24 protein-coding genes, 1 tRNA gene and 2 pseudogenes are annotated in these 26,154 nt (G+C 66.5%); 17 read left to right on the forward strand and 10 right to left on the reverse strand.

Going from position 1 to position 26,154, the window contains the following annotated elements:
• Positions 1 to 15: 15 nt before the first annotated feature.
• From ABD357_RS40460 to ABD357_RS40490, 7 genes are all read right to left on the reverse strand, one after another.
• On the reverse strand, positions 16 to 687 hold the full coding sequence (locus tag ABD357_RS40460) for an O-methyltransferase (RefSeq protein WP_344396437.1): 672 nt from the start codon (positions 685 to 687) through the stop codon (positions 16 to 18).
• 21 nt (positions 688 to 708) lie between these two features.
• Positions 709 to 1,641 (reverse strand): glycosyltransferase, encoded by a 933-nt coding sequence (locus tag ABD357_RS40465; protein WP_344396438.1) that lies wholly within the window; start codon positions 1,639 to 1,641, stop codon positions 709 to 711.
• Positions 1,642 to 1,916: 275 nt separating this feature from the next.
• Entirely contained in the window at positions 1,917 to 2,738 is an 822-nt protein-coding gene (locus tag ABD357_RS40470; protein WP_344396439.1) for a nucleotidyltransferase domain-containing protein, read from the reverse strand.
• Positions 2,738 to 3,259, reverse strand: a complete 522-nt coding sequence (locus ABD357_RS40475; protein WP_344396441.1) for a hypothetical protein — start codon at positions 3,257 to 3,259, stop codon at positions 2,738 to 2,740. The genes ABD357_RS40470 and ABD357_RS40475 overlap by 1 nt, the downstream gene beginning before the upstream one ends.
• Before the next feature lie 107 nt (positions 3,260 to 3,366).
• A complete protein-coding gene (locus ABD357_RS40480; protein WP_344396442.1) occupies positions 3,367 to 3,708 on the reverse strand; it encodes a cupin domain-containing protein in 342 nt (113 codons plus the stop codon).
• A 14-nt stretch (positions 3,709 to 3,722) separates the two neighbouring features.
• Positions 3,723 to 4,382 (reverse strand): hypothetical protein, encoded by a 660-nt coding sequence (locus ABD357_RS40485; protein WP_344396443.1) that lies wholly within the window; start codon positions 4,380 to 4,382, stop codon positions 3,723 to 3,725.
• Entirely contained in the window at positions 4,361 to 5,848 is a 1,488-nt protein-coding gene (locus ABD357_RS40490) for a prenyltransferase/squalene oxidase repeat-containing protein (protein ID WP_344396444.1), read from the reverse strand. Before ABD357_RS40490 ends, ABD357_RS40485 begins: the two co-directional genes overlap by 22 nt.
• 490 nt (positions 5,849 to 6,338) lie before the next feature.
• Here ABD357_RS40490 and ABD357_RS40495 point away from each other — a divergent pair, with 490 nt between their 5' ends.
• A complete protein-coding gene (locus tag ABD357_RS40495; RefSeq protein ID WP_344396445.1) occupies positions 6,339 to 6,656 on the forward strand; it encodes a hypothetical protein in 318 nt (105 codons plus the stop codon).
• A 154-nt stretch (positions 6,657 to 6,810) separates the two neighbouring features.
• Here the strand turns inward: ABD357_RS40495 and ABD357_RS40500 are convergent, their stop codons facing one another.
• Positions 6,811 to 7,866, reverse strand: a complete 1,056-nt coding sequence (locus ABD357_RS40500) for a UDP-glucuronic acid decarboxylase family protein (RefSeq protein ID WP_344396446.1) — start codon at positions 7,864 to 7,866, stop codon at positions 6,811 to 6,813.
• A gap of 838 nt (positions 7,867 to 8,704) precedes the next feature.
• Between ABD357_RS40500 and ABD357_RS40505 the strand changes: the two genes are divergently transcribed.
• The 9 genes from ABD357_RS40505 (at position 8,705) to glmS (ending at position 19,362) form a co-directional block, all read left to right on the forward strand.
• The gene (locus tag ABD357_RS40505; RefSeq protein ID WP_344396447.1) at positions 8,705 to 9,751 is read left to right on the forward strand and encodes an ABC transporter substrate-binding protein; all 1,047 of its coding nucleotides are present in this window, start codon (positions 8,705 to 8,707) and stop codon (positions 9,749 to 9,751) included.
• A gap of 316 nt (positions 9,752 to 10,067) precedes the next feature.
• A complete protein-coding gene (locus tag ABD357_RS40510; RefSeq protein WP_344396448.1) occupies positions 10,068 to 10,913 on the forward strand; it encodes a siderophore-interacting protein in 846 nt (281 codons plus the stop codon).
• Positions 10,914 to 11,099: 186 nt separating this feature from the next.
• Complete coding sequence (gene desA / locus ABD357_RS40515) at positions 11,100 to 12,566, forward strand: lysine decarboxylase DesA (protein ID WP_344396449.1); 1,467 nt, start codon at positions 11,100 to 11,102, stop codon at positions 12,564 to 12,566.
• Positions 12,550 to 13,827, forward strand: a complete 1,278-nt coding sequence (locus tag ABD357_RS40520; RefSeq protein ID WP_344396450.1) for a lysine N(6)-hydroxylase/L-ornithine N(5)-oxygenase family protein — start codon at positions 12,550 to 12,552, stop codon at positions 13,825 to 13,827. Before desA ends, ABD357_RS40520 begins: the two co-directional genes overlap by 17 nt.
• A complete protein-coding gene (locus ABD357_RS40525; RefSeq protein WP_344396451.1) occupies positions 13,824 to 14,372 on the forward strand; it encodes a GNAT family N-acetyltransferase in 549 nt (182 codons plus the stop codon). The genes ABD357_RS40520 and ABD357_RS40525 overlap by 4 nt, the downstream gene beginning before the upstream one ends.
• Positions 14,369 to 16,171 (forward strand): IucA/IucC family protein, encoded by a 1,803-nt coding sequence (locus ABD357_RS40530; protein WP_344396452.1) that lies wholly within the window; start codon positions 14,369 to 14,371, stop codon positions 16,169 to 16,171. The genes ABD357_RS40525 and ABD357_RS40530 overlap by 4 nt, the downstream gene beginning before the upstream one ends.
• A 74-nt stretch (positions 16,172 to 16,245) precedes the next feature.
• Positions 16,246 to 17,133, forward strand: a complete 888-nt coding sequence (locus ABD357_RS40535) for a DUF4429 domain-containing protein (RefSeq protein WP_344396453.1) — start codon at positions 16,246 to 16,248, stop codon at positions 17,131 to 17,133.
• 127 nt (positions 17,134 to 17,260) lie between these two features.
• On the forward strand, positions 17,261 to 17,518 hold the full coding sequence (locus ABD357_RS40540) for a hypothetical protein (RefSeq protein ID WP_328771391.1): 258 nt from the start codon (positions 17,261 to 17,263) through the stop codon (positions 17,516 to 17,518).
• A gap of 26 nt (positions 17,519 to 17,544) precedes the next feature.
• Positions 17,545 to 19,362 carry a glutamine--fructose-6-phosphate transaminase (isomerizing) gene (glmS, locus tag ABD357_RS40545; protein ID WP_344396454.1) on the forward strand — a complete coding sequence of 606 codons (1,818 nt, stop codon included), beginning with the start codon at positions 17,545 to 17,547 and terminating at the stop codon, positions 19,360 to 19,362.
• A 101-nt stretch (positions 19,363 to 19,463) separates the two neighbouring features.
• Here glmS and ABD357_RS40550 read toward each other — a convergent pair whose 3' ends face one another.
• Both ABD357_RS40550 and ABD357_RS40555 read right to left on the reverse strand, forming a co-directional pair.
• Entirely contained in the window at positions 19,464 to 20,054 is a 591-nt protein-coding gene (locus ABD357_RS40550) for a GPR1/FUN34/YaaH family transporter (protein WP_344396455.1), read from the reverse strand.
• Between the two features lie 203 nt (positions 20,055 to 20,257).
• Positions 20,258 to 20,785 carry a universal stress protein gene (locus ABD357_RS40555; RefSeq protein ID WP_344396456.1) on the reverse strand — a complete coding sequence of 176 codons (528 nt, stop codon included), beginning with the start codon at positions 20,783 to 20,785 and terminating at the stop codon, positions 20,258 to 20,260.
• A 400-nt stretch (positions 20,786 to 21,185) separates the two neighbouring features.
• Between ABD357_RS40555 and ABD357_RS40560 the strand changes: the two genes are divergently transcribed.
• The 7 genes and pseudogenes from ABD357_RS40560 (at position 21,186) to ABD357_RS40590 (ending at position 26,100) form a co-directional block, all read left to right on the forward strand.
• Entirely contained in the window at positions 21,186 to 21,530 is a 345-nt protein-coding gene (locus ABD357_RS40560; protein WP_344396457.1) for a hypothetical protein, read from the forward strand.
• Positions 21,531 to 21,907: 377 nt separating this feature from the next.
• Positions 21,908 to 23,131: a helix-turn-helix domain-containing protein gene (locus ABD357_RS40565; RefSeq protein ID WP_344396458.1), complete on the forward strand. Its 1,224-nt coding sequence runs from the start codon at positions 21,908 to 21,910 to the stop codon at positions 23,129 to 23,131.
• A 376-nt stretch (positions 23,132 to 23,507) separates the two neighbouring features.
• Positions 23,508 to 24,359 (forward strand): methyltransferase domain-containing protein, encoded by an 852-nt coding sequence (locus ABD357_RS40570; RefSeq protein WP_344396459.1) that lies wholly within the window; start codon positions 23,508 to 23,510, stop codon positions 24,357 to 24,359.
• Positions 24,356 to 24,821 (forward strand): annotated as a pseudogene (locus ABD357_RS40575) (IS5 family transposase); the annotation flags it as partial. The gene ABD357_RS40570 and the pseudogene ABD357_RS40575, both read left to right, overlap by 4 nt.
• Positions 24,821 to 25,306: pseudogene (locus tag ABD357_RS40580) on the forward strand (IS200/IS605 family accessory protein TnpB-related protein); the annotation flags it as partial. The pseudogenes ABD357_RS40575 and ABD357_RS40580, both read left to right, overlap by 1 nt.
• 14 nt (positions 25,307 to 25,320) lie before the next feature.
• Positions 25,321 to 25,923 carry an oligoribonuclease gene (gene orn / locus ABD357_RS40585; protein ID WP_344396460.1) on the forward strand — a complete coding sequence of 201 codons (603 nt, stop codon included), beginning with the start codon at positions 25,321 to 25,323 and terminating at the stop codon, positions 25,921 to 25,923.
• A gap of 104 nt (positions 25,924 to 26,027) precedes the next feature.
• Positions 26,028 to 26,100 (forward strand) — tRNA-His (locus tag ABD357_RS40590).
• Positions 26,101 to 26,154: the final 54 nt, after the last annotated feature.

Genomic DNA, 26,154 nt, shown 5'->3' on the forward strand with positions numbered 1-26,154 from the left:
TTCGACAGAAACCGGCTAACTGGCTTCCTTTTTCTGTGCCCAGCCCCACCAGCCATCCTCGTCGATCAGTCGGGCGAACGCCGGGTTCGTTTTTACCAGGAGGTCGAATACGGCGCGCAGATGGGGTGTGCGTCGCTCCGTCTCGCTCAGTCCGGAGACTTCCACTTCATAGTGCCTAGGGCCGTATGAATGCTTTTCGAAGTTCCATCCGAGATCATCCATGACAAGCCATCCCCCCGGAGCAAGGAGCCTTTCCGCCAGCACCACGGCCAAGCCGTCGACCGACCATTCTTTGGCCCCGTCGAGAAAGATCAGGTCGTAGGCCGAAGCGGGGTCTCCCCCCTTCTTGAGGTGTTGTTCCAGTTGCACCTTCAGGAACCAGGTGTACGTGGAGAAACTTCGGTCGAGCACTACCAGATCAGCCAGGTCGACTCTCTCCAGCGTCTCCTGCGCAGAGGGTTCTTTCCATTCCCTGCGGCATGAATCCACACTCGTGAGACGGCCGGCTCCGTTGGCCCTGAGCGCGGCCGCGATGAAAACTGCGGAACCACCACGCGCTGTTCCCAGTTCCAGTACCCGGGTGGGCCGCCACTGCCTGATGTGGTCGTACAACATGCGGCCGCGATGGGCCCGGATATGGGGTCCGGGCAGTTCATCGACGACAGCTCTTGCCAGCTCGAACTCCATGGCTCCCCAGACGGTCGTGGATCACGGCTGCGAAGCCCCGGCGAACTCGGCGGACAGCAATGAACGAAGTCGCGTCCAGTGCGCCGCGCCGGAGAAGGCAGCCGTAGCGTGCTCGCCGGCGCGCCGGCCGGCGGCCGATCGTTCTTCCTCCCTCGAAGCGAAACGACACAGTGCGTCGACCGCCGCCCGATAGCACCGGCGCGGATCGCGCGGTACGGGAGGCTCCAGGGGGACGGTGGCGCCTGCATCACAGGCTTGAATGTCAGGGGCGATACCGACCACATCGGTGGTGACCACCGGAACGCCGCACGCCATTGCCTCAGCGAGGCTCAGATTGAACGAATCGTGACGACTGAGGTTGAGTTCCGCGTCCGAGACCTGCAGAACTTCGGTCACATCACGGAGCAGCCCAAGCAATCGGATGTCAAGGGGTGACAGGTCCCACGGGATACTGGGCGCGGGTCCGGCCAGAAGGAGAACCACGTTCCTCGAGTCGAGCAGGCCGGCCACTCGGCGCGCGACACACAGGACGTCTTCCGGCGCCTTCACCGGCCGCATGTTGCTGTGCATCGAGATGAGAAACGCATCGGCAGGCAGACCCAGTCTGCGCCGTGCAGCAGTACGGTCCAGGGCCGACAGTGGGCGGTACCTGCCGCTGAGGCAGGGCTTCAGCACGTCGATGGACCGGTTCACCCCGTACTGGTCCGAGAGTTCGGCGGCGAAGGATGGGGAGTAGGTGACAATACGGTCCACTCCCGGATCGCGGAGGAGACCAGTGGCAAGCTCCCTGAGCTGGGGTCCTATCTCCCAGATGTCGGAGCCGGCCGGGTTCAGCCAAAGCCGCACCGGTACACCGCAGCCACGCAGGAGACCGGCGGCCATCAGCCCGGCCGCGCCATAGGGGAACAGGTAGTGCGCCCATATGAGGGGGGCGTTTCCTTCGGCAGCGGACAACCGCGCTGCCCTCATCAAGGAATCCGCCAGTTCCAGCGGCAGTAGTACGGACTCGTTGGCGATGGCGGCACCGGCTCCTATGGCGCCTGACCTCACCGGCCCGTCTCGCCATGTCACCTCAACTTCCCCGCTTCCCTCCCGTCTCCATGGGAAGGGTGTGGCCGGCCCGACATAAGTGCATCTTCCCCCGTGCTCGGCGGCGTTCTGGAGACCGTTGCACATGATTCGGCCCGCCCCAGCGAAGCCACTTGGGCCGCATGCGATGATGTGGCTGCTCACACTCCACCCCGCACAACACGCTCGATCTTTTCCGCAGAGCCGCGCATGTCCGGCTCGATCGGAAAATGAGCAGTGTCCTGGGTTTCCCGAATAAACCATTCAACGGACTTGAGTATGCTCTGCAGAATGCTTTGCCTGGAGTATGCAGGTTGACTGAACTCAAGTATTCGGGCCCCGTCAGCACCCATCTGCTCTTCGTACCGTTTGGCAGGATGGTACGGGCCCACCACCGGGCTATAACGTCCATGTTGGATGCGAATGATCTGCTGCATCGCCTTGCGCATGTCAGCCAGATACTCGATTGCCCGCCACAGCTCCCCTCTCTGGGCACTGCGAAATGCGTACAACGCCCTTATCCAGAAGTAACAGTAGTGCTCGTGGTACACCTTCGAGATATCGATGAGCATCGACTTCGATTGTGCGACCAACGAGGTCATGTATCCATTCCGGTCCAACACTAGCCGGCTGGCGGACCTCATCGGATTGAGCTCAATTGTTTCCCGGGTGTTGACATTCATCTGGCATACGGAAAGATCCGCCAGGACAGCGGTGATCGAGTAACCGAAGTGCGGTACTAATACCGGACCGCGGCGGAGTACGACATCACCGGCCCAGTCGATCAGAATGTCGGCAGCGTGGTCCACGGTCGCGTCGCTACCGGGTGCGATGAGGAAGAAGAGATCGAGGTCCGAGTGCTCGTCGTGTTCATCGCGTGCGTACGAACCCGCGATTGACACGGATTCGATCCAGAGCGGCAGGTCTTCGCCGACGGTTCGCACGAGGCGATCCACCAGTTGCGCAAGAGAGTTGGGCGGCATCAAGTCTCCTGGATGGTGTGCGGCTGAGGGAAGTCAGCGGCGGCCGATGCGAGGGCTCCGACATGGTGGACGGCTTCGCGGCAATCACTCGGAACATGTATCAGGTGATCACCCGCCGTTGTGTCCCGTCGTGGAACGTGCGTGATCATTGCTCTCCGGTACCGCTTCTTCTCCTCGTTCAGCAGGCGCGCCAGAACAGACACCTCCAGGCGGCGCGTCTCCGCCTGGAGCACCAGGAAGCGGCCTTGGTTGTTCCGGTAGACGCGGCGATATCTCGGGTCGCCCGGAGGTTGGTCGTCCAGATCCGCGTAAAGCAACCTGATGATGTCCGACCTGCGCTCGTCCACATACGCGGTGAGAAGGTGCGAAAAGGCCAGGTCATGGTGCTCCGCAAGGAATGCCAGGAACACCCCGCCCAGAATGTTGATGCTCAGGAGCTCACAGATGTTCTCGCCCCGTGCGACGATGCCCGCCGCGGGCGTTTCAGCCGTATCACTCCAGGCGCGCACCAATCGCCTCATCGTTCCTCGTTCCGGGACGAAGGCACTGTCCGGGCAGTGGTAACACGACCCTTCTCGCGTTGCGGCGGTGGGTTTGATGGCCACAGGCCAGGCAGGCGCAGGCCCGGTCATGAAGCTGCATCTTCAGCAGTCGCATCAAAGGGGGGTGCGTTCACCACCACGTACTGCGCCGTTCCCTCCATCGCGTGTGTCGCCCCCTTGGGTACCAGGACGGCGTCCCCCGCGGCCGCCTTGAACTTCTCGGTGGCCACAGTGAACATGAGAGACCCCTCGACGATGTAGTACGCCCGGTCACTGAGCCGGCTCACGGTCGGCGGGTGCACACCCCTCAACGTTGCGACGGAGAGACTGAAGGCCGACTTTGCTGCTCCGGTGATCAGATTTGTGATCTCTACGTCCGCGAACCGGCGAATCACACCGTCTGAATTCGGAAAGCGGTACATGGCCATCCCTTTTTCGCCTTTCAAGTAAGCCTGCTCAGAATGTCTTGAAACACGGTTTTCCGCACCCCACTCGAACAAAACGTGCGTTCGTACTCATAGGTGAGTCGGGAGTCGGCCGACCGAACGGTCATGGGCGATTTTCCCGTGAAACCGCCGCTGGACATCACGGTGATGACCAGATCATCACCGTTCGTTCGTGTCCAGTGGAAGAATTCAGCCGGAATCTGGTAACGCGTCCCCTGTTGTATTCGCTCTTCATTTTCGATCCGAACGGTGACACGCCGACCCGTGGATTGCGAAATAGAGACGCCTGCGCCATAGGACACCTCATACAGCATGTAGGGGGCCGCCGCGTCGGCCTCCACATCATATGTTTCGTTCACGAAGCTGCCATGAAGAACCACGCTGTCCAGATGCCAGCCGTGTGAGTGGCAAGTATCGAGAGGATCCTGCGGACGAGAGAATTCCGGGTGCCACACGTGGATCGTGGTATGGGTGCTCTTGCGGCACGCAGCCGCAGCCCCTTCTGATATGGGAATATCTATGAATCCGAGCGGATGCCATCTGGCTACAAGGTTCTCCGCGTCAGCGCGTGCAATCAGCCCACGTGCCGCCTGCGCGATGTGGTTCCAGTCGGCCTGCTCCTGGTTCATACTCGTCAGTTGCTGGCGTAACCCCATGCTCCCCCACCTTCATCCCCATTGGGCCGTTTCTCCGGCCGGAGCCTCTCCCACGCCGCCGAGAGAGCCAGGATCCCGTCTCTTGTCGGCCAGCTGTGCATGACGGTGTCTTCATACTGGAAATAGGAGCCCTGATGCGACTTCATCAGTGCCCGGACGCCGTCAACTATGGAGGGCTCGGAGTCCGATGCCAATGCCGCGGCTATCCCCAGAAGACAATATGCGTCACCGAACCTTGTTATCGTATGCCCCATCGGTCGGTCAATCGTAGAGGCCCAGGTACCATCCGGCCTCCGCCGTTCCTTGATGAAATCGAGCGCTCCGCCGATGAGATCAGTGGAATCCATCCGCGGCGCCGCAGCCAATCGTGAAAGCGTGAACAGTACCATTCCGGTAATCGCCACCCGTGAGGTATCACCTGCTTGTGATCCCCAGCCGCAGTCGTTGTTCTGTGTCGTCAGCAACCACTGCTGTGCGACTCGGATCGAGTTCTGGATGTTTTCTCGCTGATCGGGGAGCAGGGGAAGGACAGCGCCCAGAGCGATCAGACCGAAGCACGTTGATGCGGTCCAGCTGGCTTCCCTGCCGGGTCGCCACGCCCATCCTGAGCCGGGTTCCTGGTGCAGGACCAGCCAGTTCGTGAGGTCAGTCATCTTGTCCCGGTAGAAACGATCGCCAGTCGACTCATAGCAGGCGCGGGTGGCCAGGAGTGCCTGCGCGGTGGCATCTGTGATCGACGGGTCCCCCTTACCGACGATAGGAATACCCCGGTCCTGGTTTCCGTGGTCGAGGACCCAGATCAAGGCACGTTGCCTCCATAGAGCGGCGGCGTCCTCCCCTGCCTCGGCCATGGCCCAGAGCAGGCCGGCGGTCGACCATGTGCAGCTCATGGATCCCTCGTTGTCAGAAGGGAGGCCACCATCCTTGTTCTGCACCCGCTGGACCCATGCGCACGATCGCCGAACAACCGAGTCCACATTCCGATAGTGCGGTTCCTCAGCTGACTGAAGCGTTACCTGGACCGGTTGGAGGAGGTTATGGACCGAGCTCGAATCGCTGAGGGCGTCGACGTCCCGGCTCAGCGCCAGGTAGACCTTGCGCAGGTCAAGATGGAGTGGTTCCTTCCGATAATTCTTTTCCCACGTCCAGTGCTTGTCCCGGAGCTTGGCGACGGCGACACGGCGTTCCTGTGCCGGCTTTCCGGTCCAGTCCCCAAGGGCGAACAACATCTCCGCCGCTTGACGATCATTCATCTTGAGTTGCTCGGCGACAACCCTTTCCAGGACAACAATGAACCCTCGGGCTCTTGCTCCCGGCGAGGATCTCAGTCCGACCCTTCTGACCACCGCAGGAAGATCGATGAGTGGTGAGTCCTCCAGCGGAGCCGCATATACCCCAGGCGAGATGAGCGCTTTCAAGGCCTCGATGTATATATCGATGTCATCGGCAGGTGGCGTCTCTTCCATGCGGTTCTCAAGCTCCTGACGGGAGGCTACCCCACGACCCTACTCTTGTCTGCTCTTTGTACCTGAAATCGTCGGTGTTGGATTCCCCGTCGTAATCGAAATGTTCCAGTTCGATCAAACTGTTCTCAAGGTGACCACCGAGGCTCTTGATGTTAGTGATGCAGAGCGCTGCATTCCGCCCGGTGGAGAAAGCCGTGACCAGCCACTACGGCACGTTCGGCTCCCACCTGACGTCTCAACGAGACCCACGACGCGGTCATCGCTGAGGAGCGCAAGTGCGCTGGGCAGGCGGTCATGCCGGCGGCGCGGACGCGGCCAAGCGGTCCGGCCGTCGTGGAAGGTCGCCGGACATCGGCGGTGCGGCAGCCGGGACTCGGCGCTTTCTCCCGCAGCTCGACGATCCTTCCCGGCAATTCCCGGCAACTGTTTGGCACGTTGATTCCCGGGAGGCGCCTCCCTTCCAACTCCTCACGGAAGGGAACCCGAGAACATGCTCGCCAAGATCGCTGTGCGTGCCCGTGCCCTGCGCGGCCGCATCAGCCGGATGTTGACCCGTTTCGACATCGGCTGGATTGCCGGGGTCGCCATCAGGGCGCTGTTCGTCCTGACTGGTGTCGAGGCCGTGGACGGACTGCTGGACGGCGTGGTGGTGCTGCTCCTGCCGAGCGTCCAGGACGGACTGATCATGCTCGTCCGCTACTGGCTCCGTGCCGAAAAGTCACCGCGGGCCCGCGCGAAGAGGCCCCGCGGCAATGTCCGCCGCCTCCGTCGCCGCAAGCGCCAGTCTTGGGGTGATCGCAAGCGGTAACCGGACGGCGGTCCGCGGCCTCATGGAGGCCGATGTCGTCAGCCCCCTGTGTGACGTCCTCGAAGTCCTGCCAGGGCTTCGAGGACGGAGCGCTTCGCGGCTGAATGGTCGTTGAGCCGTGCATCGGCGCCGCGGAGGTGGCATGCCCTGGCCGTCAGGGCGTGCCGCACGTGGGTTCCGAGTTGGTCTCGGTGGCGCCGGACAGTGGTCCGATGTCCCCAACGTCCGTGGTGGAAAAGGCTGTCTGGCCGCTGGGCTGCTCCAGCGGAGCCTGTTCGTTCTCCCGGAACCAGGCAATGGTCTGCTTCAAGCCGTCGATGACAGAGAATCGAGGTGCCCAGTCGAGTCGCCGGTTGGCGAGTGTGGTGTCCGGGCAGCGAACGTCGGGATCGTCCGTGGGGCGATCCACGAAGACTATGGGCGAGCTGGATCCCGTGAGCTCTCTGACCAGCTCGGCGATCTGCAGGACGGTCAGTTCCTCGGGGTTGCCCAGATTGACGGGGCCGGCGAGGTTCGAATGGAGCATCCGGACGACGCCCGCGACAAGGTCGTGCACGTAGCAGAGGGAGCGGGACTGGGTGCCGGAGCCCGCAACAGTGATGGGTTTCCCGGCCAGTGCCTGGGTGATGAAGGTGGGTATCGCTCTGCCGTCGTCCTTACGCATGCGTGGTCCGAAAGTGTTGAAGATGCGGACGATGGCGGTGTCGAGGCCCTGGCTCCTGTGACAAGCCATGGTCAGGGCTTCCGAGAAGCGCTTCGACTCGTCGTACACACTGCGCGGGCCAACCGGATTGACATTGCCCCAGTAGGTCTCCGGCTGCGGATGCACCTGTGGGTTTCCGTACGTCTCACTGGTCGATGCCAGCACGAAGCGGGCGCCTTTGCGGTGGGCCAGATCCAGTGCGTGGAAGGTGCCTGAAGAACCTGCCTTCATGGTGGCCAACGGCATGCTCAGATAGTCCGTCGGGGACGCCGGCGAAGCGAGATGCAGCACTGCGTCGACCGGGCCCGGGACATCGCAGCCGTCCGCAACGTCGGTCACTTCGACCGTCAGTCGCCCTGAAGCCGCAGACGACTTCAGGTTTTCCTTCCGGCCGGAGCTGAAGTTGTCCAGGCATACGACCTCCGCGCCGGCGGCCAGGAAGTAGTCGCAGAGGTGGGACCCGAGGAACCCGGCTCCGCCTGTTATGACAATGCGTGTGAATTTCACCTGTGTAGTCCTCGGATCGCGCACAGTCGGAGAAGGTCGGTCCGGGCAGGGTGCACGCGTTCAGGCGGTGGTCCCCGTGGGCACCGAAGTAGTCGTTGCCGACCGCTGCAGAACGTCCCCGCGCCCCCTCCGGGCGGGCGACCAACTCGGCGGCCCCCGCATCCGGTTGCTCCACGCGACACGGCCCTCTGAGCTGCCGCGTCACAAATCAGCGAACCCATCGGCTCCCCCACTCCACATCACAGCACAAGGACGTGGCCACGCCGCACGCCCGATCAATGTCCTGCGTTCTGCTGCTGCGTTCCGGAATGCGGACGGGTCGGGCCGTACGCCGAGCATGGTCGTCGGTGTCACTGGCCAGGGAAGTGTCTCCTGTGTCACAGCCATACCGCCAGAGGGGCAACCACCTGGACCTGCGGTACCACCGCTCCCGGGATGTGCCGTCCCCCCTTGTCCGACATGCCTTCTGATCGACCGGCTGAGCAGGCACTTTCCAGGAGCTCTTTGGTGAGACGGAAGCGCCGTTGTGCGGCCTGGGGAAGCCCTTCCGGACGACGGTTGAGCTTCCCCTGCTGCGCGGGAGGTGCTGACTAGCTGGTCAGGGTGAGTTTGCGGGGTTTCAGGTTCACCGTTTCGGCCCGGGGGCCTGTGTCCGCAACCGGCGAGAAAACCCCACCCGCGCGCAACCCCTGTCGGCGGCACCGGAGTTGGGCGCTCTCGGGTTGACCCTCTGCCCGCTCCTCGTCACCCCCCCCACTGGACAGTTTGTGAGGTTAGGCTAACCTTCCTTGGAAATTGTCCCGTGGGCGATCCGCCCTGTGCGAAAGCAGTCACCACCATGTTCAACGCCCGTTCCGCCCACCTCACCCGCCGCGGCATTCTCGCCGCGGGCGGCGCCCTCGGCCTCGGCGCCGTCCTCGCGGCCTGCGGCGACGACGACGCGCAAAGCGGTGGCTCGGCCGACTCCAAGGAGGCCGCCAAGTCCGGCCCCTGGAGCTTCAAGGACGACCGCGGCGAGACCGCCAAGACCGACAAGGTCCCGGCGAACATCGTCGCGTTCACCGGCGTCGCCGCAGCCCTCCACGACTACGGCATCGAGGTCAAGGGCGTCTTCGGCCCCACCAAGACCAAGGACGGCAAGGCCGACGTCCAGGCCGGCGACCTCGACATCAACAAAGTGACCATTCTCGGCAACGAGTTCGGCCAGTTCAACGTCGAGAAGTACGCGACCCTGGCGCCCGACGTGCTGATCACCACCATGTTCGACGACGCGGGCACGCTCTGGTACGTCCCCGAGGAGTCCAAGGACAAGATCGCCGCCCTTGCCCCGAGCGTCGGCATCTCCGTCTACGACCGTCGGCTGACCGAGCCGCTGCAGCGCATGATGGCGCTCGCCGAGTCACTGGGCGCCGACGTCAAGGCCGCCAAGGTGACCGCCGCCAAGAAGCGCTTCGAGGACGCCTCCGCCAAGGTGCGCGCCGCCGTCAAGGCCAACCCCGGCATCAAGGTGCTGGCCGGCTCCGCGAGCCAGGACATCTTCTACGTCTCCACCTCGAACCTCTCCGTCGACCTGGAGTACTACAAGGCACTCGGCGTGAACTTCGTCGAGCCCCCCGCCGACGTGCTGAAGGCCAGCGGCGGCTGGTTCGAGAACCTGAGCTGGGAGAACGTCGACAAGTACGACGCGGACCTCATCTTGATGGACAACCGCTCCTCGGCGATCCAGCCCGCCGACATCACCGAGGGCACGTGGAAGCAGTTGCCTGCGGTGAAGGCTGGGCAGGTCATCGCTCGTGACCCGGAGCCGATCTTGTCCTACGACAAGTGCGCGCCGCTTCTGGAGAACCTTGCCGAGGCGATCGAGAAGGCCAAGAAGGTCAGCTGAGCGGGTTCGAAAACAGCAGGCCGGTCGTGACTGGTCGCGCAGTTCCCCGCGGGTGCCTCCGGCGGTTGAGCGGGTGCGCGGTTTCGTCGTGGTTGCTCGCGCCCACGCGGCCGAGCCGCATATTGACACAGCCCCGCGCCCCTAACGGGGCGCCCCCGGCCCCTCTGCCTGCGGCGCCTGGCCCGGCTCCCTTTCAGGGCGGTCGCCGGCAGCAGCGCCCCTTCAGGGGCGCGGGGAACTGCGCGAAAGCCACAACTCACCCGCAGCCCGGGAACAACAACAACCCCCCACCCCCTGACGAAACTCAGGAGCCCGCATGGCAACGGCCACAGCCACCCCGTACCGCTTCTTCTCCCTCCAGGTCGTCCGGACGAGGCGGCTCAGCCCCTCCCTCGTCCGAGTCACCTTCGCGGGCCAAGACCTCAAGGCCTTCGCCTCCAACGGCCTCGACCAGAGCCTCTCCCTCTTCCTTCCGCGCCCCGGCCAGGAGCACCCCGTCATGCCGATGGAGTACGGCGAGGGCTGGCGCCAGGCCTGGATCGACACCCCCGAAGACGTACGCGCGACCATGCGCTCGTACACCCTCCGCGCCCTCAGGCGCACCCCCGACGAGATCGACATCGACTTCGTGCTGCACGGCACGGAACCCGACGCCGCCACCCCGGCCGGCCCGGCCTCCCGCTGGGCCGCCGGCGCCGAGCCCGGTGACCGAGTCGTGCTGCTGGGCCCCGCCGTAGCCGACAACACAGCGATCCGTTTCCGCCCACCCGCCGACACCGACCTGATCGTCCTCTGGGCGGACGAGACCGCCCTGCCCGCCGCCGCAGCCATCCTGGAGTCCCTGCCGGCCGGGACCAGGGCGGCCGCCTGGCTGGAAGTCCCGCACGCAGGCGACCGTCTCGAACTCATCAACCCCGCCGACGCCGACATCACCTGGCTCGTACGCGACGAGGGGCCCTCCATGGCCCACGACGCGATCCGAGCCGCCCAACTCCCGTCCGCAGACAGCCCGTACGCCTGGATCGCGGGCGAGTCGGGCCAAGTGAAGGAGCTGCGCCGGCACCTCGTGCGGGAGCGCGGGATCGACCGTCAACAGGTCACGTTCGTCGGTTACTGGCGGCGCGGGCTGACCGAGGAGCAACTGCGCGCGCAAGCAGAGTGACAGGGAGGGTGATTCATCCAACACGCACAGCCACCAAAGGCAAGCAAACGCGCAACTAAAGGGACATGAGGGGCCAGCGAGGCTCGAGAAATTAGGTTAGCCTTACCTAAGTAAGGCGCCCCACGCACTCTCAAGGACACCGCTCTCCCCACCCCATCCGCTCCCGCCCCGGAGGAAACACCCCCCATGCGCTCGCACCTGCTCAATGACACGACCGCGGAGCGGTACCGCCGCTCCGTGACCGAAGGAATCGAGCGGGTGGCGGCCAAACTCGCCACCACCGACCGTCCGTTCACCGGCGTCACCGTCGACACCCTCGCGCCGAGCATCGACAGGATCGACCTCGACCGGCCGCTGCGCGACACCACCGCGGCCCTGGACGAGCTCGAAGAGCTCTATCTGCGCGACGCGATCTACTTCCACCACCCGCGCTATCTCGCGCATCTCAACTGCCCGGTCGTGATCCCCGCCGTCGTCGGCGAGGCGGTCCTCTCAGCCGTCAACTCCTCGCTCGACACCTGGGACCAGTCGGCCGGCGGCACCCTCATCGAGCGCCGGCTCATCGACTGGACCACCGAACGCATCGGCCTCGGCCCGGCCGCCGACGGCGTGTTCACGTCCGGCGGCACCCAGTCCAACCTCCAGGCGCTGCTGCTGGCGCGCGAGGAGGCCAAGCCAGGGCGGGCAGGGTGGGAAGAGCCGGCCTCGTACGCCAATCTGCGCGTCTTCGCCTCCGAGGTGAGCCACTTCAGCGTCAAGAAGTCGGCGAAACTCCTCGGGCTCGGTGAGGACTCCGTGGTCTCCATCCCCGTCGGCCACGACAAGCGGCTGCAGACCGTCGCGCTCGCCCATGAGCTGGAGCGCTGCCGCCGCGACGGGCTGGTCCCGATGGCCGTCGTCGCCACCGCGGGCACCACCGACTTCGGCTCCATCGACCCGCTGCCCGAGATCGCCGAGCTGTGCGAGCAGTTCGGCGCCTGGCTGCACGTCGACGCGGCGTACGGCTGCGGGCTGCTCACGTCCCTCAAGAACCGCCACCTCATCGACGGCATCGAGCGCGCCGACTCCGTCACCGTGGACTACCACAAGTCCTTCTTCCAGCCGGTGAGTTCATCCGCCGTGCTGGTCCGGGACGCGGCCACGCTGCGGCATGCCACGTATCACGCGGAGTACCTCAACCCGCGCCGCATGGTGCAGGAGCGCATCCCCAACCAGGTCGACAAGTCCCTGCAGACCACCCGCCGCTTCGACGCGCTCAAACTGTGGATGACGCTGCGGGTGATGGGCGCCGACGGCATCGGCGAGCTCTTCGACGAGGTATGTGAACTGGCCGCAGAAGGCTGGGAGTTGCTCGCCGCAGACCCGCGCTTCGACGTGGTGGTTCAGCCGTCGCTGTCCACCCTCGTCTTCCGCTACATCCCGGCGTCCGACACCGACCCGGCCGAGATCGACCGCGCCAACCTGTACGCCCGCAAGGCCCTGTTCGCCTCCGGTGACGCGGTCGTCGCGGGCACCAAGGTCGCCGGCCGCCACTACCTGAAGTTCACCCTGCTCAACCCCGAGACCACGACGGACGACATCGCCGCCGTACTCGGTCTGATAGCCGGCCACGCCGAGCAGTACCTGGGAGAGTCCCTTGACCGCGCTTCCTGAACCCCCCGAGAAGACCTACGACTTCATCGGGATCGGCCTCGGCCCCTTCAATCTCGGCCTCGCCTGTCTCACCGAGCCGATCACCGAACTCGACGGCATCTTCCTGGAGTCCAAGCCGGACTTCGAGTGGCACTCCGGGATGTTCCTGGAGGGCGCGCACCTCCAGACGCCGTTCATGTCGGACCTGGTCACCCTGGCCGACCCGACATCCCCGTACTCCTTCCTCAACTACCTGAAGTCCTCCGGGCGTCTGTACGCGTTCTACATCCGCGAGAACTTCTATCCGCTGCGCGTCGAGTACGACGACTACTGCCGCTGGGCCGCCGCGCAGCTCTCCAGCATCTGCTTCAACACGACGGTCACCGAGGTCACGTACGCCGATCACGTCTATGTCGTACGGACGGAAGCCGGCGAGACCTACCGCGCCCGCCACCTCGTGCTCGGCACGGGAACGCCGCCGTACATCCCCGAGGCCTGTCAGGGTCTCGGCGGGGACTTCATCCACAACTCCCGCTACCAGCAGCACAAGCAGGAGCTCCAGGCGAAGAATTCGATCACCCTGGTCGGCAGTGGGCAGTCCGCCGCGGAGATCTACTACGACCTGCTGAGTGAGATCGACGTCCACGGCTACCGGCTGAACTGGGTCACGCGCTCGCCGCGGTTCTTCCCGCTCGAATACACCAAGCTCACGCTGGAGATGACCTCCCCGGAGTACATCGACTACTTCCACGCGCTGCCGGAGCGGACCCGCTACCGGCTCCAGTCCGAGCAGAAGGGCCTTTTCAAGGGCATCGACGGTGAGCTGATCAACGAAATCTTCGATCTGCTCTACCGGAAGAACCTCGGCGGTCCGGTCCCCACCCGGCTGCTCACCAACTCCTCGCTGAACAGCGCGAGTCATGAGAACGGCACGTACATCCTCGGCCTGCGTCAGGAGGAGCAGGAGAAGGACTACGAGCTGCACTCCGAGGGCCTGATCCTGGCGACCGGCTACAGGTACGCGGAGCCGGAGTTCCTGAAGCCCGTACGGGACCGGATCCTCTACGACGAGCACGGCAACTACGACGTGGCCCGCAACTACGCCATCGACACGACCGGGCGCGGCATCTTCCTGCAGAACGCGGGTGTGCACACGCACTCGATCACGTCGCCGGACCTCGGCATGGGCGCGTACCGCAACGCGTACATCATCCGCGAGCTGCTCGGCACCGAGTACTACCCCGTGGAGAAGACCATCGCGTTCCAGGAGTTCGCCGCATGAGCACCACCACCATCGGGGCGCTCTCGCTGCGCCCCCTCGACCCGCTCTCCGACGCCGAGCTGCTGCACTCCTGGGTCACCCACCCCAAGGCGGCCTACTGGATGATGCAGGGCGCCCGGCTCCAGGACGTGGAGCGCGAGTACATGCGGATCGCCGCCCATGAGCACCATGACGCGTTCATCGGGCTGCACGACGGCGAGCCGGCGTTCCTGATGGAGCGCTACGACCCGCGGTACGTCGAACTGGCCGGCCTGTACGAGCCCGAGCCCGGCGACGTCGGCATGCACTTCCTGGTGGCGCCGACGGACACCCCCGTGCACGGGTTCACCCGGGCCGTGATCACCGCGGTGATGGAGTCCCTGTTCGCGGACCCGCGCACCCGGCGGGTCGTCGTCGAACCGGAAGTGACGAACACGGCGGTGCACGCGCTGAACAAGGCCGTCGGCTTTGTGCCCGTACGTGAGATCCAGAAGCCGGAGAAGCGCGCGTTGCTGTCGTTCTGCACTCGGGCACAGTTCCTGGCTTCGCGAGGAGTGGCGATATGACCCTGACCACCGACACCGCAACCGGACCGCATCTGTCCGACGCCGTGGCGCACCTGACCCCCGAACGCTGGGCGCGCGCCAACCGCCTCCTCATCCGCAAGGCCCTCGCCGAGTTTGCGCACGAGCGGCTCCTCACGCCTGAGGCCGCCGACGACGGCTCGTATGTCGTACGCAGCGACGACGGCCTCACCCGCTACCGCTTCACCGCCGCCCGTCGCGCCCTCGACCACTGGCAGGTCGACGCCGAGTCGATCACCCGGCACCGCGACGGCAAGGAACTCCCCCTGCACGCCCTGGAGTTCTTCATCGAGCTGAAGGGTGCGCTGGGCCTGAGCGACGAGGTGCTGCCGGTCTATCTGGAGGAGATCTCCTCCACCGTCTCCGGCACCTGCTACAAGCTCACCAAGCAGCAGCTCACCTCCGCCGAACTCGCCAGGAGCGGCTTCCAGGAGATCGAGACGGGGATGACCGAGGGCCACCCCTGCTTCGTCGCCAACAACGGGCGGCTGGGCTTCGGGGTCCACGAGTACCTCTCGTACGCCCCTGAGACCGCGAGCCCCGTACGGCTGATCTGGCTGGCGGCGCACCGCTCGCGGGCGGCGTTCACGGCGGGCGTGGGCCTGGACTACGAGTCCCTGCTGCGGTCCGAGCTCGGGGACGAGACGCTGAAGCGGTTCTCCGTCACCTTGACCGAAAAGGGCCTCGACCCGGAGGACTACCTCCTCATCCCGGTCCACCCCTGGCAGTGGTGGAACAAACTCTCCGTGACCTTCGCGGCCGAAGTCGCCCAGCAGCACCTGGTGTGCCTGGGTGAGGGAGACGACGAGTATCTGGCCCAGCAGTCGATCCGGACGTTCTTCAACAAGAGCGCCCCGGAGAAGCACTATGTGAAGACCGCCCTGTCGGTGATCAACATGGGCTTCATGCGCGGTCTTTCCGCCGCGTACATGGAGGCGACGCCGGCCATCAACGACTGGCTGGCCCAACTCGTCGAGAACGACCCGGTGCTGAAGTCCACCGGCCTGTCCGTCATCCGCGAGCGCGCGGCCGTCGGCTATCGGCACCTGGAGTACGAGGCCGCCACCGACCGCTACTCCCCGTACCGCAAGATGCTCGCCGCCCTGTGGCGCGAAAGCCCGGTCCCCTCCCTCCGCGAGGGCGAGCAACTCGCCACCATGGCCTCCCTCGTCCACGTCGACCACGAGGGCGCGTCCGTCGCGGCGGCGCTGATCGAGCGCTCGGGCCTCGCGCCGGCGGAGTGGCTGCGCCGCTATCTGCACGCCTACCTCACGCCGCTGCTGCACAGCTTCTACGCGTACGACCTCGTCTTCATGCCGCACGGCGAGAACGTCATCCTCGTCCTGCAGGACGGCGTCGTACAGCGCGTGATCTACAAGGACATCGCCGAGGAGATCGCGGTGATGGACCCGGACGCGGTGCTGCCGCCGGTGGTCGAGCGGATCCGCGTCGAGGTACCCGAGGACAAGAAGCTCCTGTCGATCCTCACGGACGTCTTCGACTGCTTCTTCCGCTTCCTGGCCGCGAACCTCGCCGAGGAGGGCGTCATCGAGGAGAGCGACTTCTGGCGGACGGTCGCCGACTGCGTACGCGACTATCAGGCATCCGCGCCCGAACTGGCCGACAAGTTCCGGCAGTACGACATGTTCGCGCCTGAGTTCGCGCTGTCGTGCCTCAACCGGCTGCAACTGCGCAACAACAAGCAGATGGTCGACCTCGCCGACCCGGCCGGAGCGCTCCAGCTCGTCGGCAACCTGAAGAACCCCATAGCAGGGCTGTAGCAGCAGCCCCACAAGCAGGCGGGCGCCCCCAAGTACGGTCCCGGGGGGCGCCCGCCGTCGTACAGAATTGCCGTATGGCGGAAATCATCCAAAAGGACGGTACTTGGACCTTCGACGGCGATGCCCTGCATCTGACTCCGGGGCGTGACAAGAGCGTGAGCCTGCTGCGCAAGACGCTGGGTGAACTGACGGTCCCGCTGGGCGCGTTGGCGGGAATCTCCTTCGAGCAGGGCAAGAAGTCCGGGCGGTTGAAGCTCCGGCTGCGGGAGGGCGCGGACCCCCTGCTGCAGGCGACCGGCGGCAAGCTCGCCGAGCCGAACGACCCGTATCAGCTCGCCGTCGACTCCGACCGCTACGGCGTCGCCGAGTACTTCGTGGACGAGATCCGCAACGCGCTGCTGCTGGACCAGGTACCGGCCACCGCCGTCGACCGCTATCTGCTGCCGGGCCCGTCCGTGCCGCTGTCGGTGTCCGCCGGGGACGGCACCGCGAGCTTCGACGGGGAGCGCGTACGGCTGGACTGGAACTGGAAGACGGAGGAGGCCAAGGCGGCGGCCGGTCCCCGCACGCTCTACCTCGCGGACATCCAGTCCGTGGAGTGGCACCCGGCCGTCGGCCTGGAGAACGGCTGTCTCCGCTTCACCGTCCGCAACGCCCCGACCAAGGCCCCGCCGAAGTACGACCCGAACTCCGTTGAGCTGTGGGGCTTCAAGAAGGACCCGCTGATGGCACTGGTCGCGGCGGCGGTACAGGCTCGCCTGCCGCACCCGTCGGCGGCGTCCCCGGAGGACAGGGTGCCCACACCGTCCAACTCCCCGGCCCAGGACGCCGAGCCGCCCACCGAGCCCGACCACGACGCCCTCCTGCGCCGCCTGCGCGAACTAGGCGAACTACACAAGTCGGGCATCCTCACGGACGAGGAGTTCACATTGGCCAAGCAGGCCATCCTGAAGCGCCTCTGAGACGACCTCCGGCCTGACATAGATCTTTTGCGGTCAGTGCAGGTTCTTTGAGACAGTTCCGCCACAGTACTGCCCGATATCGGGCAGATTTCTTGCGATCACTCGCCCCATCATTCAGGATCATCGAGTGCACGACGAACTCGTTGATCATCTGACGCGCTCCACCGCCCTGAGTCGGGGCGAAGCACTGCGGGTGATCCAGGACGTGCTCGCCTACTTCGACGAGACGACCGAGGAATACGTCCGTCGCCGCCATCGCGAGCTCCAGGTTCAGGGCCTGGTGAACGCGGCGATCTTCGAACGGATCGCGGCAGACCTGAAGTACCGCGCGGTCGCACCGCCCGAGCTCACGCTCAGACAGCTGCGCCGCATCGTCTATGGCTAGATCGTCTAGGGCTAGGGGCCTTCTGTATGTGTGGAATCGTCGGATACATCGGCAAGCGTGACGTGGCGCCGCTGCTGCTCGAAGGCCTGCAGCGCCTGGAGTACCGCGGCTACGACTCCGCCGGCATCGTCGTGACCAGCCCGAAGACGGCCGGCCTCAAGATGGTCAAGGCCAAGGGCCGGGTGCGCGACCTGGAGGCGAAGATTCCGGCCCGCTTCAAGGGCACCACCGGCATCGCCCACACCCGCTGGGCCACGCACGGCGCACCCTCCGACGTCAACGCGCACCCGCATCTGGATGCCGAGGGCAAGGTCGCCGTCGTCCACAACGGCATCATCGACAACGCCTCCGACCTGCGCAAGAAGCTGGAGGCGGACGGAATCGAGTTCCTCTCCGAGACGGACACCGAGGTCCTCACGCATCTCATCGCCCGCTCGCAGGCCGTGAAGCTGGAGGACAAGGTCCGCGACACGCTGCGTGTCATCGAGGGCACGTACGGCATCGCCGTCATGCACGCCGACTTCCCCGACCGCATCGTGGTGGCCCGCAACGGCTCCCCGGTCGTCCTCGGCATCGGCGAGAAGGAGATGTTCGTCGCCTCGGACATCGCCGCCCTGGTCGCCCACACCCGCCAGATCGTCACCCTCGACGACGGCGAGATGGCCACGCTGAAAGCCGACGACTTCCGTACGTACACCACCGAGGGCACCCGTACGACGGCCGAGCCGACCACCGTGGAGTGGGAGGCGGCCTCGTACGACATGGGCGGCCACGACACGTACATGCACAAGGAGATCTCCGAGCAGGCCGACGCCGTGGACCGGTGCCTGCGCGGCCGCATCGACGACCGGTTCTCCACCGTGCACCTGGGTGGCCTGAATCTGGACGCACGCGCGGCGCGCAAGATCCGCCGCGTGAAGATCCTCGGCTGCGGCACCTCGTACCACGCGGGCATGATCGGCGCCCAGATGATCGAGGAGATGGCCCGTATCCCCGCGGACGCCGAGCCGGCCTCCGAGTTCCGCTACCGCAACGCGGTCGTCGACCCCGACACACTGTACGTCGCGGTCTCGCAGTCCGGTGAGACGTACGACGTACTGGCCGCCGTGCAGGAGCTGAAGCGCAAGGGCGCGCGGGTGCTGGGCATCGTGAACGTGGTGGGCAGCGCCATCGCCCGTGAGGCCGACGGTGGCATGTACGTGCACGCGGGCCCCGAGGTGTGCGTCGTCTCCACGAAGTGCTTCACCAACACCACGGTCGCCTTCGCACTGCTCGCGCTGCACCTGGGCCGCACCCGTGACCTGTCGGTCCGGGACGGCAAGCGGATCATCGAGGGCCTGCGCAAACTGCCCGGCCAGATCTCCGAGATCCTCGAGCAGGAGGACGCGATCAAGAAGACGGCCGAGCAGTACGCCGAAGCCCGCTCGATGCTCTTCATCGGTCGCGTACGCGGCTATCCGGTGGCCCGCGAGGCCTCGCTGAAGCTCAAGGAGGTCTCGTACATCCACGCCGAGGCCTACCCGGCATCCGAGCTGAAGCACGGCCCGCTGGCTCTGATCGAGCCGGCCATGCCCACCGTGGCCATCGTCCCCGACGACGACCTGCTCGAGAAGAACCGCGCCGCCCTGGAGGAGATCAAGGCCCGCAGCGGCAAGATCCTCGCGGTGGCCCACCAGGAGCAGGAGAAGGCCGACCAGACGATCGTCGTCCCGAAGAACGAGGACGAACTGGACCCGATCCTGATGGGCATCCCGCTCCAACTCCTCGCCTACCACACGGCGTTGGCCCTGGGCCGGGACATCGACAAGCCCAGGAACCTCGCGAAGTCGGTCACGGTGGAGTAGTCCCCGAACCTGCGCGAACGGTCCCCTGTGTGTGCCACCAGCACACAGGGGACCGTTCCTGCGGGAGCCGAGGTCGCCCATTACCTCGGCTCGTGGCTGCCTCAGCCGGGAGCCGTCATCCTCCGGCCGGCAGCGCGTCGTGGGAGTGCGGCGGGCCAGTGGGCCAGGAACGCCGTCGCGGCGTACCAGGCCACGGCACCGCCTGCCACGGCGAACCAGCCGCCGACCTTGCCGAGCGCTTCGTTGTCCGCGAAGTTCGAGATGGCGAGAAGCACAAGCGCGACGAAGAACAGCCCGTAGGCGCCCTGTGCGAGCGGTCCGCGGGCCGCCGCCCCGAGGGTCAGGCTCAGCGCGACGAGAGCGAACAGCAGGAAGAAGAGCCCTGCGGCGTTGTCCGACAACGCGCTACCGGCGGTGACTCCCCAGTCGCCCGCCATCGCACCCCAGGCGAACCACAGGGCTCCGAACCCCGCGAAGGCCGTGCCGGTGACGATGTCACGGTCGCGGAACGCGAGCAGGCCCGCGATGAAGAGCGCGATACCGCCTACGTACGTGGCGAGGCCCACGGCGTCGGCCGCCGTCACGCCGTCGATCACTTCGGTGTGACCGAGACCGAAGAACAGCAGAGTGACACCGAGGGCGAGATGACCGAGGGTGGTGATGGTGCTTCCCGCAGTGACGTCGTTGTTCACGGCGGGCCCCCTTTCGTACAGGAGCGCTTGCGTGATGCCCTACGCCGGGACCGTGTCGCCCCAGCGACCGGTATGTACCCTTCACAAGGGCACAAACCACCTCTACGCGCGAGTAGGTTTATGCCGCGTCACGAGCGCGCCGACACCCGGCCGCGCCTCGCCTCACCTGGGACGACGCCTGGAGCAACGGGGACGAAGACGCGTCACGGGATGACGATGACAGGGCGCTGCGCCCGCTTCGCGAGCCGCCCCGCGACCGAGCCGAAGATCCGCCCGACGATGCCGTGCGTGGAGCCGACGACGATCGCGTCCGCCTCGTACTCCCGCCCGACCTCCTCGAGCTCGTGGCAGATGTCGCCGCCGCGCTCGACGAGGATCCAGGACACCTCGGCGAGATAGTCCGCGCAGGCGAGTTCCAGCCCGAGCACCTCGGTGCGGTGGTCCGGGACGTCAACGAAGACCGGGGGTTCACAGCCCGCCCACACCGTGGTCGGCAGCCGGTTGGCGACGTGCACGATGATCAGGCCGGAGCCGGAGCGGTGTGCCATCCCGATCGCATAGGCGAGGGCGCGCTCACTGGACGTCGAGCCGTCGAAACCGACGACGACGCCGTGTTTGAACGCGGGGTCACAGGACTGACGTGTCTCTTCCGCCGCAAAGGGCTCGGACGCCGTGGGATCGACGACGGGGCGCTTGCGGTCCGCGGGATCGAAGAATTCTTGACCGGCCATGGCTGTCTCGGCGTTTGGATCCTCATGGGTGGGACGACAGGTGCTACGGAGCTGTGTCCGGGAATCATCTTCCCAACCCCATACCCCCAAGGGTACGGCGGCACGCCTCCTCTGCCCAGATCCCGCGACGGCCGCGGGAGGGTTCCAGGGAGCATGCACGAGAGGGCACCCGCAACGCAATGGTTGCTGCCACGTACAGGCTCTTTGCACAGGGTTTCGATCGTCCTGGTACGGCAGTTGATCGGTCCGTTGCCGCTGCACCGTGTGCTACGACCGCTCGGTTTGACCCGGCGCCTGCCGCTACGGGACGGATTCCGTGACCGGCCGGTCGAACAGGCGTTGAACTCCCGTAAGCCACCGCTCCATGGAGGCCCAAGCCACCGCTCCAGGGAGGCCCACCGTGTCCGCACCCCAGCCCTCCTCCGGGAAGCCCGCCGCGCAGGACTCCGTCGGCGACTCCGTGAGCGATGTGGTGCGCTGGGCGGCCTTCAGCTGCGTACTGGTCCCCGTGGTGCTCGTCGCGTACGGAACCTCCCTGGCGGGCGCGGCCGGCGCGGCCCTCGGGCTGGCGGCCGTGACGGCGGTGTGCCGGGCCCTGCTGAGGCGGTCCGAGCGGTTCGCTGCGGGCCCGGTGAGCGAGAAACCGGACGGGAAACGGGCTGCGAGTCGCCGACGGCGCGTCAGGGGCGGTACAGGAGCGCACAGAGGGGGCCGGAGGGCCTCAGAAAACGCGCCGGTCGACTGACCGGTTTCCGCTCACACGCCCGGTGCTTTTCAGCCAACTTCCGGCTCCTGCGCATTCCTTGGCCGAAGGGGTCTCCACGCCCCGTTCCACCTGCACCGAAAGGGGCACCAAGGGGCGTCGCACCCTACGGGGACCGGCCACGGAGGCGAGGCGCACTTCCCTGTACGGCCCACGAGTGCAACGCTTCGTGATCGAATGCTTCACGCCAAGTTGCCATGTCGACAATCTGCCGAGTGCTGAACTGGTCACGTAGGTACCACGGGACACAGTAGATTCGATCATGCTGTCTTACGGCGGGGGACTCGTGCAGGACCGAGGGGAAACGTGCAGGAGCGACACAACCGAGGAGCCGCGACCACCGAGGGGGGCTTAGCAGTATGAGCCACGACTCCACTGCCGCGCCGGAAGCCGCGGCCCGGAAACTTTCCGGGCGACGCCGCAAGGAGATCGTCGCGGTGCTGCTGTTCAGCGGCGGCCCCATCTTCGAGAGTTCCATTCCATTGTCGGTGTTCGGGATTGACCGCCAGGACGCCGGCGTGCCGCGCTACAGGCTGCTTGTCTGCGCCGGGGAGGAGGGGCCCCTGCGGACCACAGGGGGACTCGAACTCACCGCGCCGCAGGGGCTGGAGGCGATATCCAGGGCGGGCACCGTAGTCGTGCCTGCCTGGCGGTCGATCACCTCGCCGCCGCCGGAGGAGGCGCTCGACGCACTGCGCCGGGCCCACGAGGAGGGCGCCCGCATAGTCGGGCTGTGCACCGGCGCCTTCGTACTCGCCGCGGCAGGGCTGCTGGACGGCCGGCCGGCGACCACCCACTGGATGTACGCACCGACGCTGGCCAAGCGCTATCCGTCCGTCCACGTCGATCCCCGCGAACTGTTCGTGGACGACGGCGACGTACTGACATCGGCGGGTACGGCGGCGGGCATCGACCTCTGTCTGCACATCGTGCGGACGGACCACGGAAACGAAGCAGCCGGAGCGCTGGCCCGCCGTCTGGTGGTCCCGCCCCGGCGCAGTGGCGGTCAGGAGCGCTACCTCGATCGGTCTTTACCAGAGGAGATCGGCGCCGACCCGCTCGCGGAGGTCGTCGCCTGGGCGCTGGAGCATCTCCACGAGCAGTTCGACGTGGAGACGCTGGCGGCCCGCGCGTACATGAGCCGTCGTACGTTCGACCGCCGGTTCCGCTCGCTCACTGGGAGCGCTCCGCTGCAGTGGCTGATCACCCAGCGGGTGCTCCAGGCGCAGCGGCTCCTCGAGACGTCCGACTACTCGGTGGACGAGGTGGCGGGCCGCTGCGGCTTCCGCTCCCCGGTGGCCCTGCGCGGTCACTTCCGCCGGCAGCTCGGCTCGTCCCCCGCCGCGTACCGGGCCGCCTACCGCGCCCGGCGCCCGCAGTCCGACAAGCCCTCGGACGCGGAGGAACCGCCACCGCCGCAGCCCTTGCAGGAGTCCGCCCCGGTCCCCCAGCAGACCCGCCGCACGGCCGCCGCCCACGCGGTGGGCCCGACGGCGTCCCTGTCCACGGAGCCGGGCAAGAGCGGCAACGAGATGTACGCCAACGGCCGGCCGAGCCTGCCGGGGCAGCGGAGCGCGCCGTAGGGACATAAGGCCGTAGCGGGGCGGGCGCGGCGCCGTCGAGTGGCTGCCGCCCGCCCCGGGCACAAGCGGTTTAGCGACCTCGGAGCGGTACCGCTGGCCGGTCGTGGTGCACGCTGGGTCGTGTCTCCCAACTCCGGTGGGGCATGCGGGGCTTCGCCAATGCTCGTAGACTCATGACGTGGCATTCATGAGCACCCCGCACTGCTGCTTCCTGTGATCGGAAGACGTTGAGGGCGATGCCGGACGGCGTCGCCCTCCTTGGTGTGCCTGCTGCGTGAACCACGTTCCAACGCTGCCCATTCCTTCCTGAGGCAGTGACGGTCTGAGCGCGCGTGCAGGCACGGTCTCTTCCCTTCACCCTTGCCAGGAGTGCCTCGTGCCCGTGTCGCTTCCCCCTGCCCTCGAACTGTCCCTCGACCTGCTGTGCTGCCCAACGTGCCGCACACGCCATCTGCACCCCGACCGCGGCGCACTGCGCTGCCCGGTGGGCCACACCTTCGACATCGCCCGCCACGGCTACGCCAGCCTGCTGGCGGGCACCCGCGCCACCAGCGGCGACGACACAGCGATGGTCCAGGCCCGGGACCGATTCCTGGCCACCGGCACCTACGTGCCCATCCGCACAGTTGGGGCCCGCCTGGCGGCCGACGCCGTGTCTGAGCAGGCCACGGTTGTGGACGTGGGATGTGGCACGGGCTACTACCTGGCCGGAGTACTCGACCAGTTGCCCGGCGCCCGCGGTCTGGGCCTGGACACATCGGTGCGCGCGCTGCGCTCGGCAGCCCGCGCCCACGACCGAGCCGCCGCGGTGGCCTGGGACGTCTTCCGTCCCTTCCCTCTTGCCGACGGGGTGGCCGATGTCGTGCTGGACGTGTTCGCCCCGCGCAACCCGGCCGAGTTCCACCGGGTGCTGCGCCCGACCGGTCGGCTTATCGTGGTCCGTCCCACCGGGCGGCACCTGGGCGAGCTGCGCGGCCGGTTACCTGCGATGGTCACGATCGACCCGGCCAAGGAACAGCGCCTACACCGGACGCTGGCCCCCTTCTTCGAGGCCGCCGTCACCGAACAGGTGGAGTACTGCGCGACCCTGACCAGGCTGGATGCCCTGGACCTGGTAGCGATGACGCCGAGCGCACGCCACGTGAGCCGTGCAGACCTCAACGATGACGGCTTCCTGCCCGATCAGGTCACCGTCTCCGTGCTGGCCACCGCCTACCAGCCTCGGTGACCACGAGCGGGCGCATGCGTCTGCTGACCGATGAGCAGTGGGCACGCCTGGCGCCCTGCCTTCCCCACAACGCAGGGAAGCCAGGGCGTCCGTTCGCCGACCACCGTCGCATCATCGAAGGGATCATCTATCGGCACCGCACCGGGACCCCTGGGAGATCTGCCCCGCGAAGCGTTCGGGCCCTGGCAGACGGTATGGAAGCGCCATCGCGGGTGGGCATCTGACGGCACCTGGGACGCGGTTCTGGCGCAGCTGACCGCCCAGGCGGACTCGATCGACGGAATCGACTGGACGGTCTCGGTCGACTCGACAATCAACCGGGCCCACCAGCACGCCACGAACACGGCCCGGCCGGAGAAGGACACCGGCGCCGCCACCTGCCGCAGCAAGACCGAAGCTCCTGCGAGCAGGGGTGAGCCAGCGGGCCACGCAATAGGCCGATCCCGCGGGGGCCTGACAACGAGCGAAACGGTCACAACAAGCGATTCCGCCGCCTCCTGGCCCGCTTTCCCACCGCGAAACTCAAGACCCGCTTGGCCTCGATGGCCGCTGAACAGGACATCGCCGTCGTCGCGGTCGACCCGGCCTACACCTCCCGATGGGGCGCCCAGCACTGGCAGCGGCCCCTCACCAGCAAGAATCGCAAGGTGTCCCGGCACGATGCGGCGAGCATCGCGGTCGGGCGACGCGCCCTCGGCCATCCAATCCGGCGACGGACGGCACCGCCCCCACACGACCAGAGAGATCGCGCGGGGCATCGGACCAACCAGGCCAGACCGGAGATCCGCAGGCGTGAGGAACCCCGCCCCCAACTTCCCGGCACACACACGCGATGCGTGCTGCCCGGAGGTGGCGCGAAAGCGGGCGACCAGCGTCCCCAACACCGTACGGGGTGCGCGGCTGAGCAGTGGTCCTGGCACCAGGACTCACTTCCGCTCGGCCTCTAGGTACGGTAAGACATATGAACGATCGCATGGTGTGGATCGACTGCGAGATGACCGGCCTCTCGCTGTCCGACGACGCGCTCATCGAGGTGGCCGCACTGGTCACCGACTCTGAGCTGAACGTGCTCGGCGAAGGGGTGGACATCGTGATCCGCCCGCCCGACACGGCGCTGGAGACCATGCCGGAGGTGGTGCGCGCCATGCACACCGCCTCCGGTCTCCTCTCCGAGCTGGCCGCCGGTACGACACTGGCGGACGCCGAGGAGCAGGTCATGGCGTACGTCCGGGAGCACGTGAAGGAGCCGGGCAAGGCCCCGCTGTGCGGCAACTCGGTGGGCACGGACCGCGGTTTCCTGCTGCGGGACATGCCGAGCCTGGAGGAGTACCTCCACTACCGGATCGTCGACGTCTCCTCCGTCAAGGAGCTGGCCCGCCGCTGGTATCCCCGGGCGTACTTCAACAGCCCGGAGAAGAACGGCAACCACCGCGCCCTGGCGGACATCCGCGAATCCATCGCCGAACTCCGCTACTACCGCGAGGCGATCTTCGTTCCGCCCCCGGGCCCGGACTCGGACACGGCCCGCACGATCGCCGCGAAGCACGTTCTGCCTGCGCAGTAGGGCATGTCCGGCGGCCCCGTAAACGCGGGCGCGAGCACCCCTCGAGACCCTGTACACTTTTTCTCGGCCGGTCGGGAAGTCCACGCGGATAACCGCCGGTCATGGTGGGTGTAGCTCAGCTGGTAGAGCACCTGGTTGTGGTCCAGGATGTCGCGGGTTCAAGTCCCGTCACTCACCCTCAAAGATCAAGGCCCGACCTGCACAGACAGGCCGGGCCTTCGTCGTTCGCCG

The organism is Streptomyces vastus, from assembly GCF_039532825.1.
Classification (GTDB): Bacteria; Actinomycetota; Actinomycetes; order Streptomycetales; family Streptomycetaceae; genus Streptomyces; species Streptomyces vastus.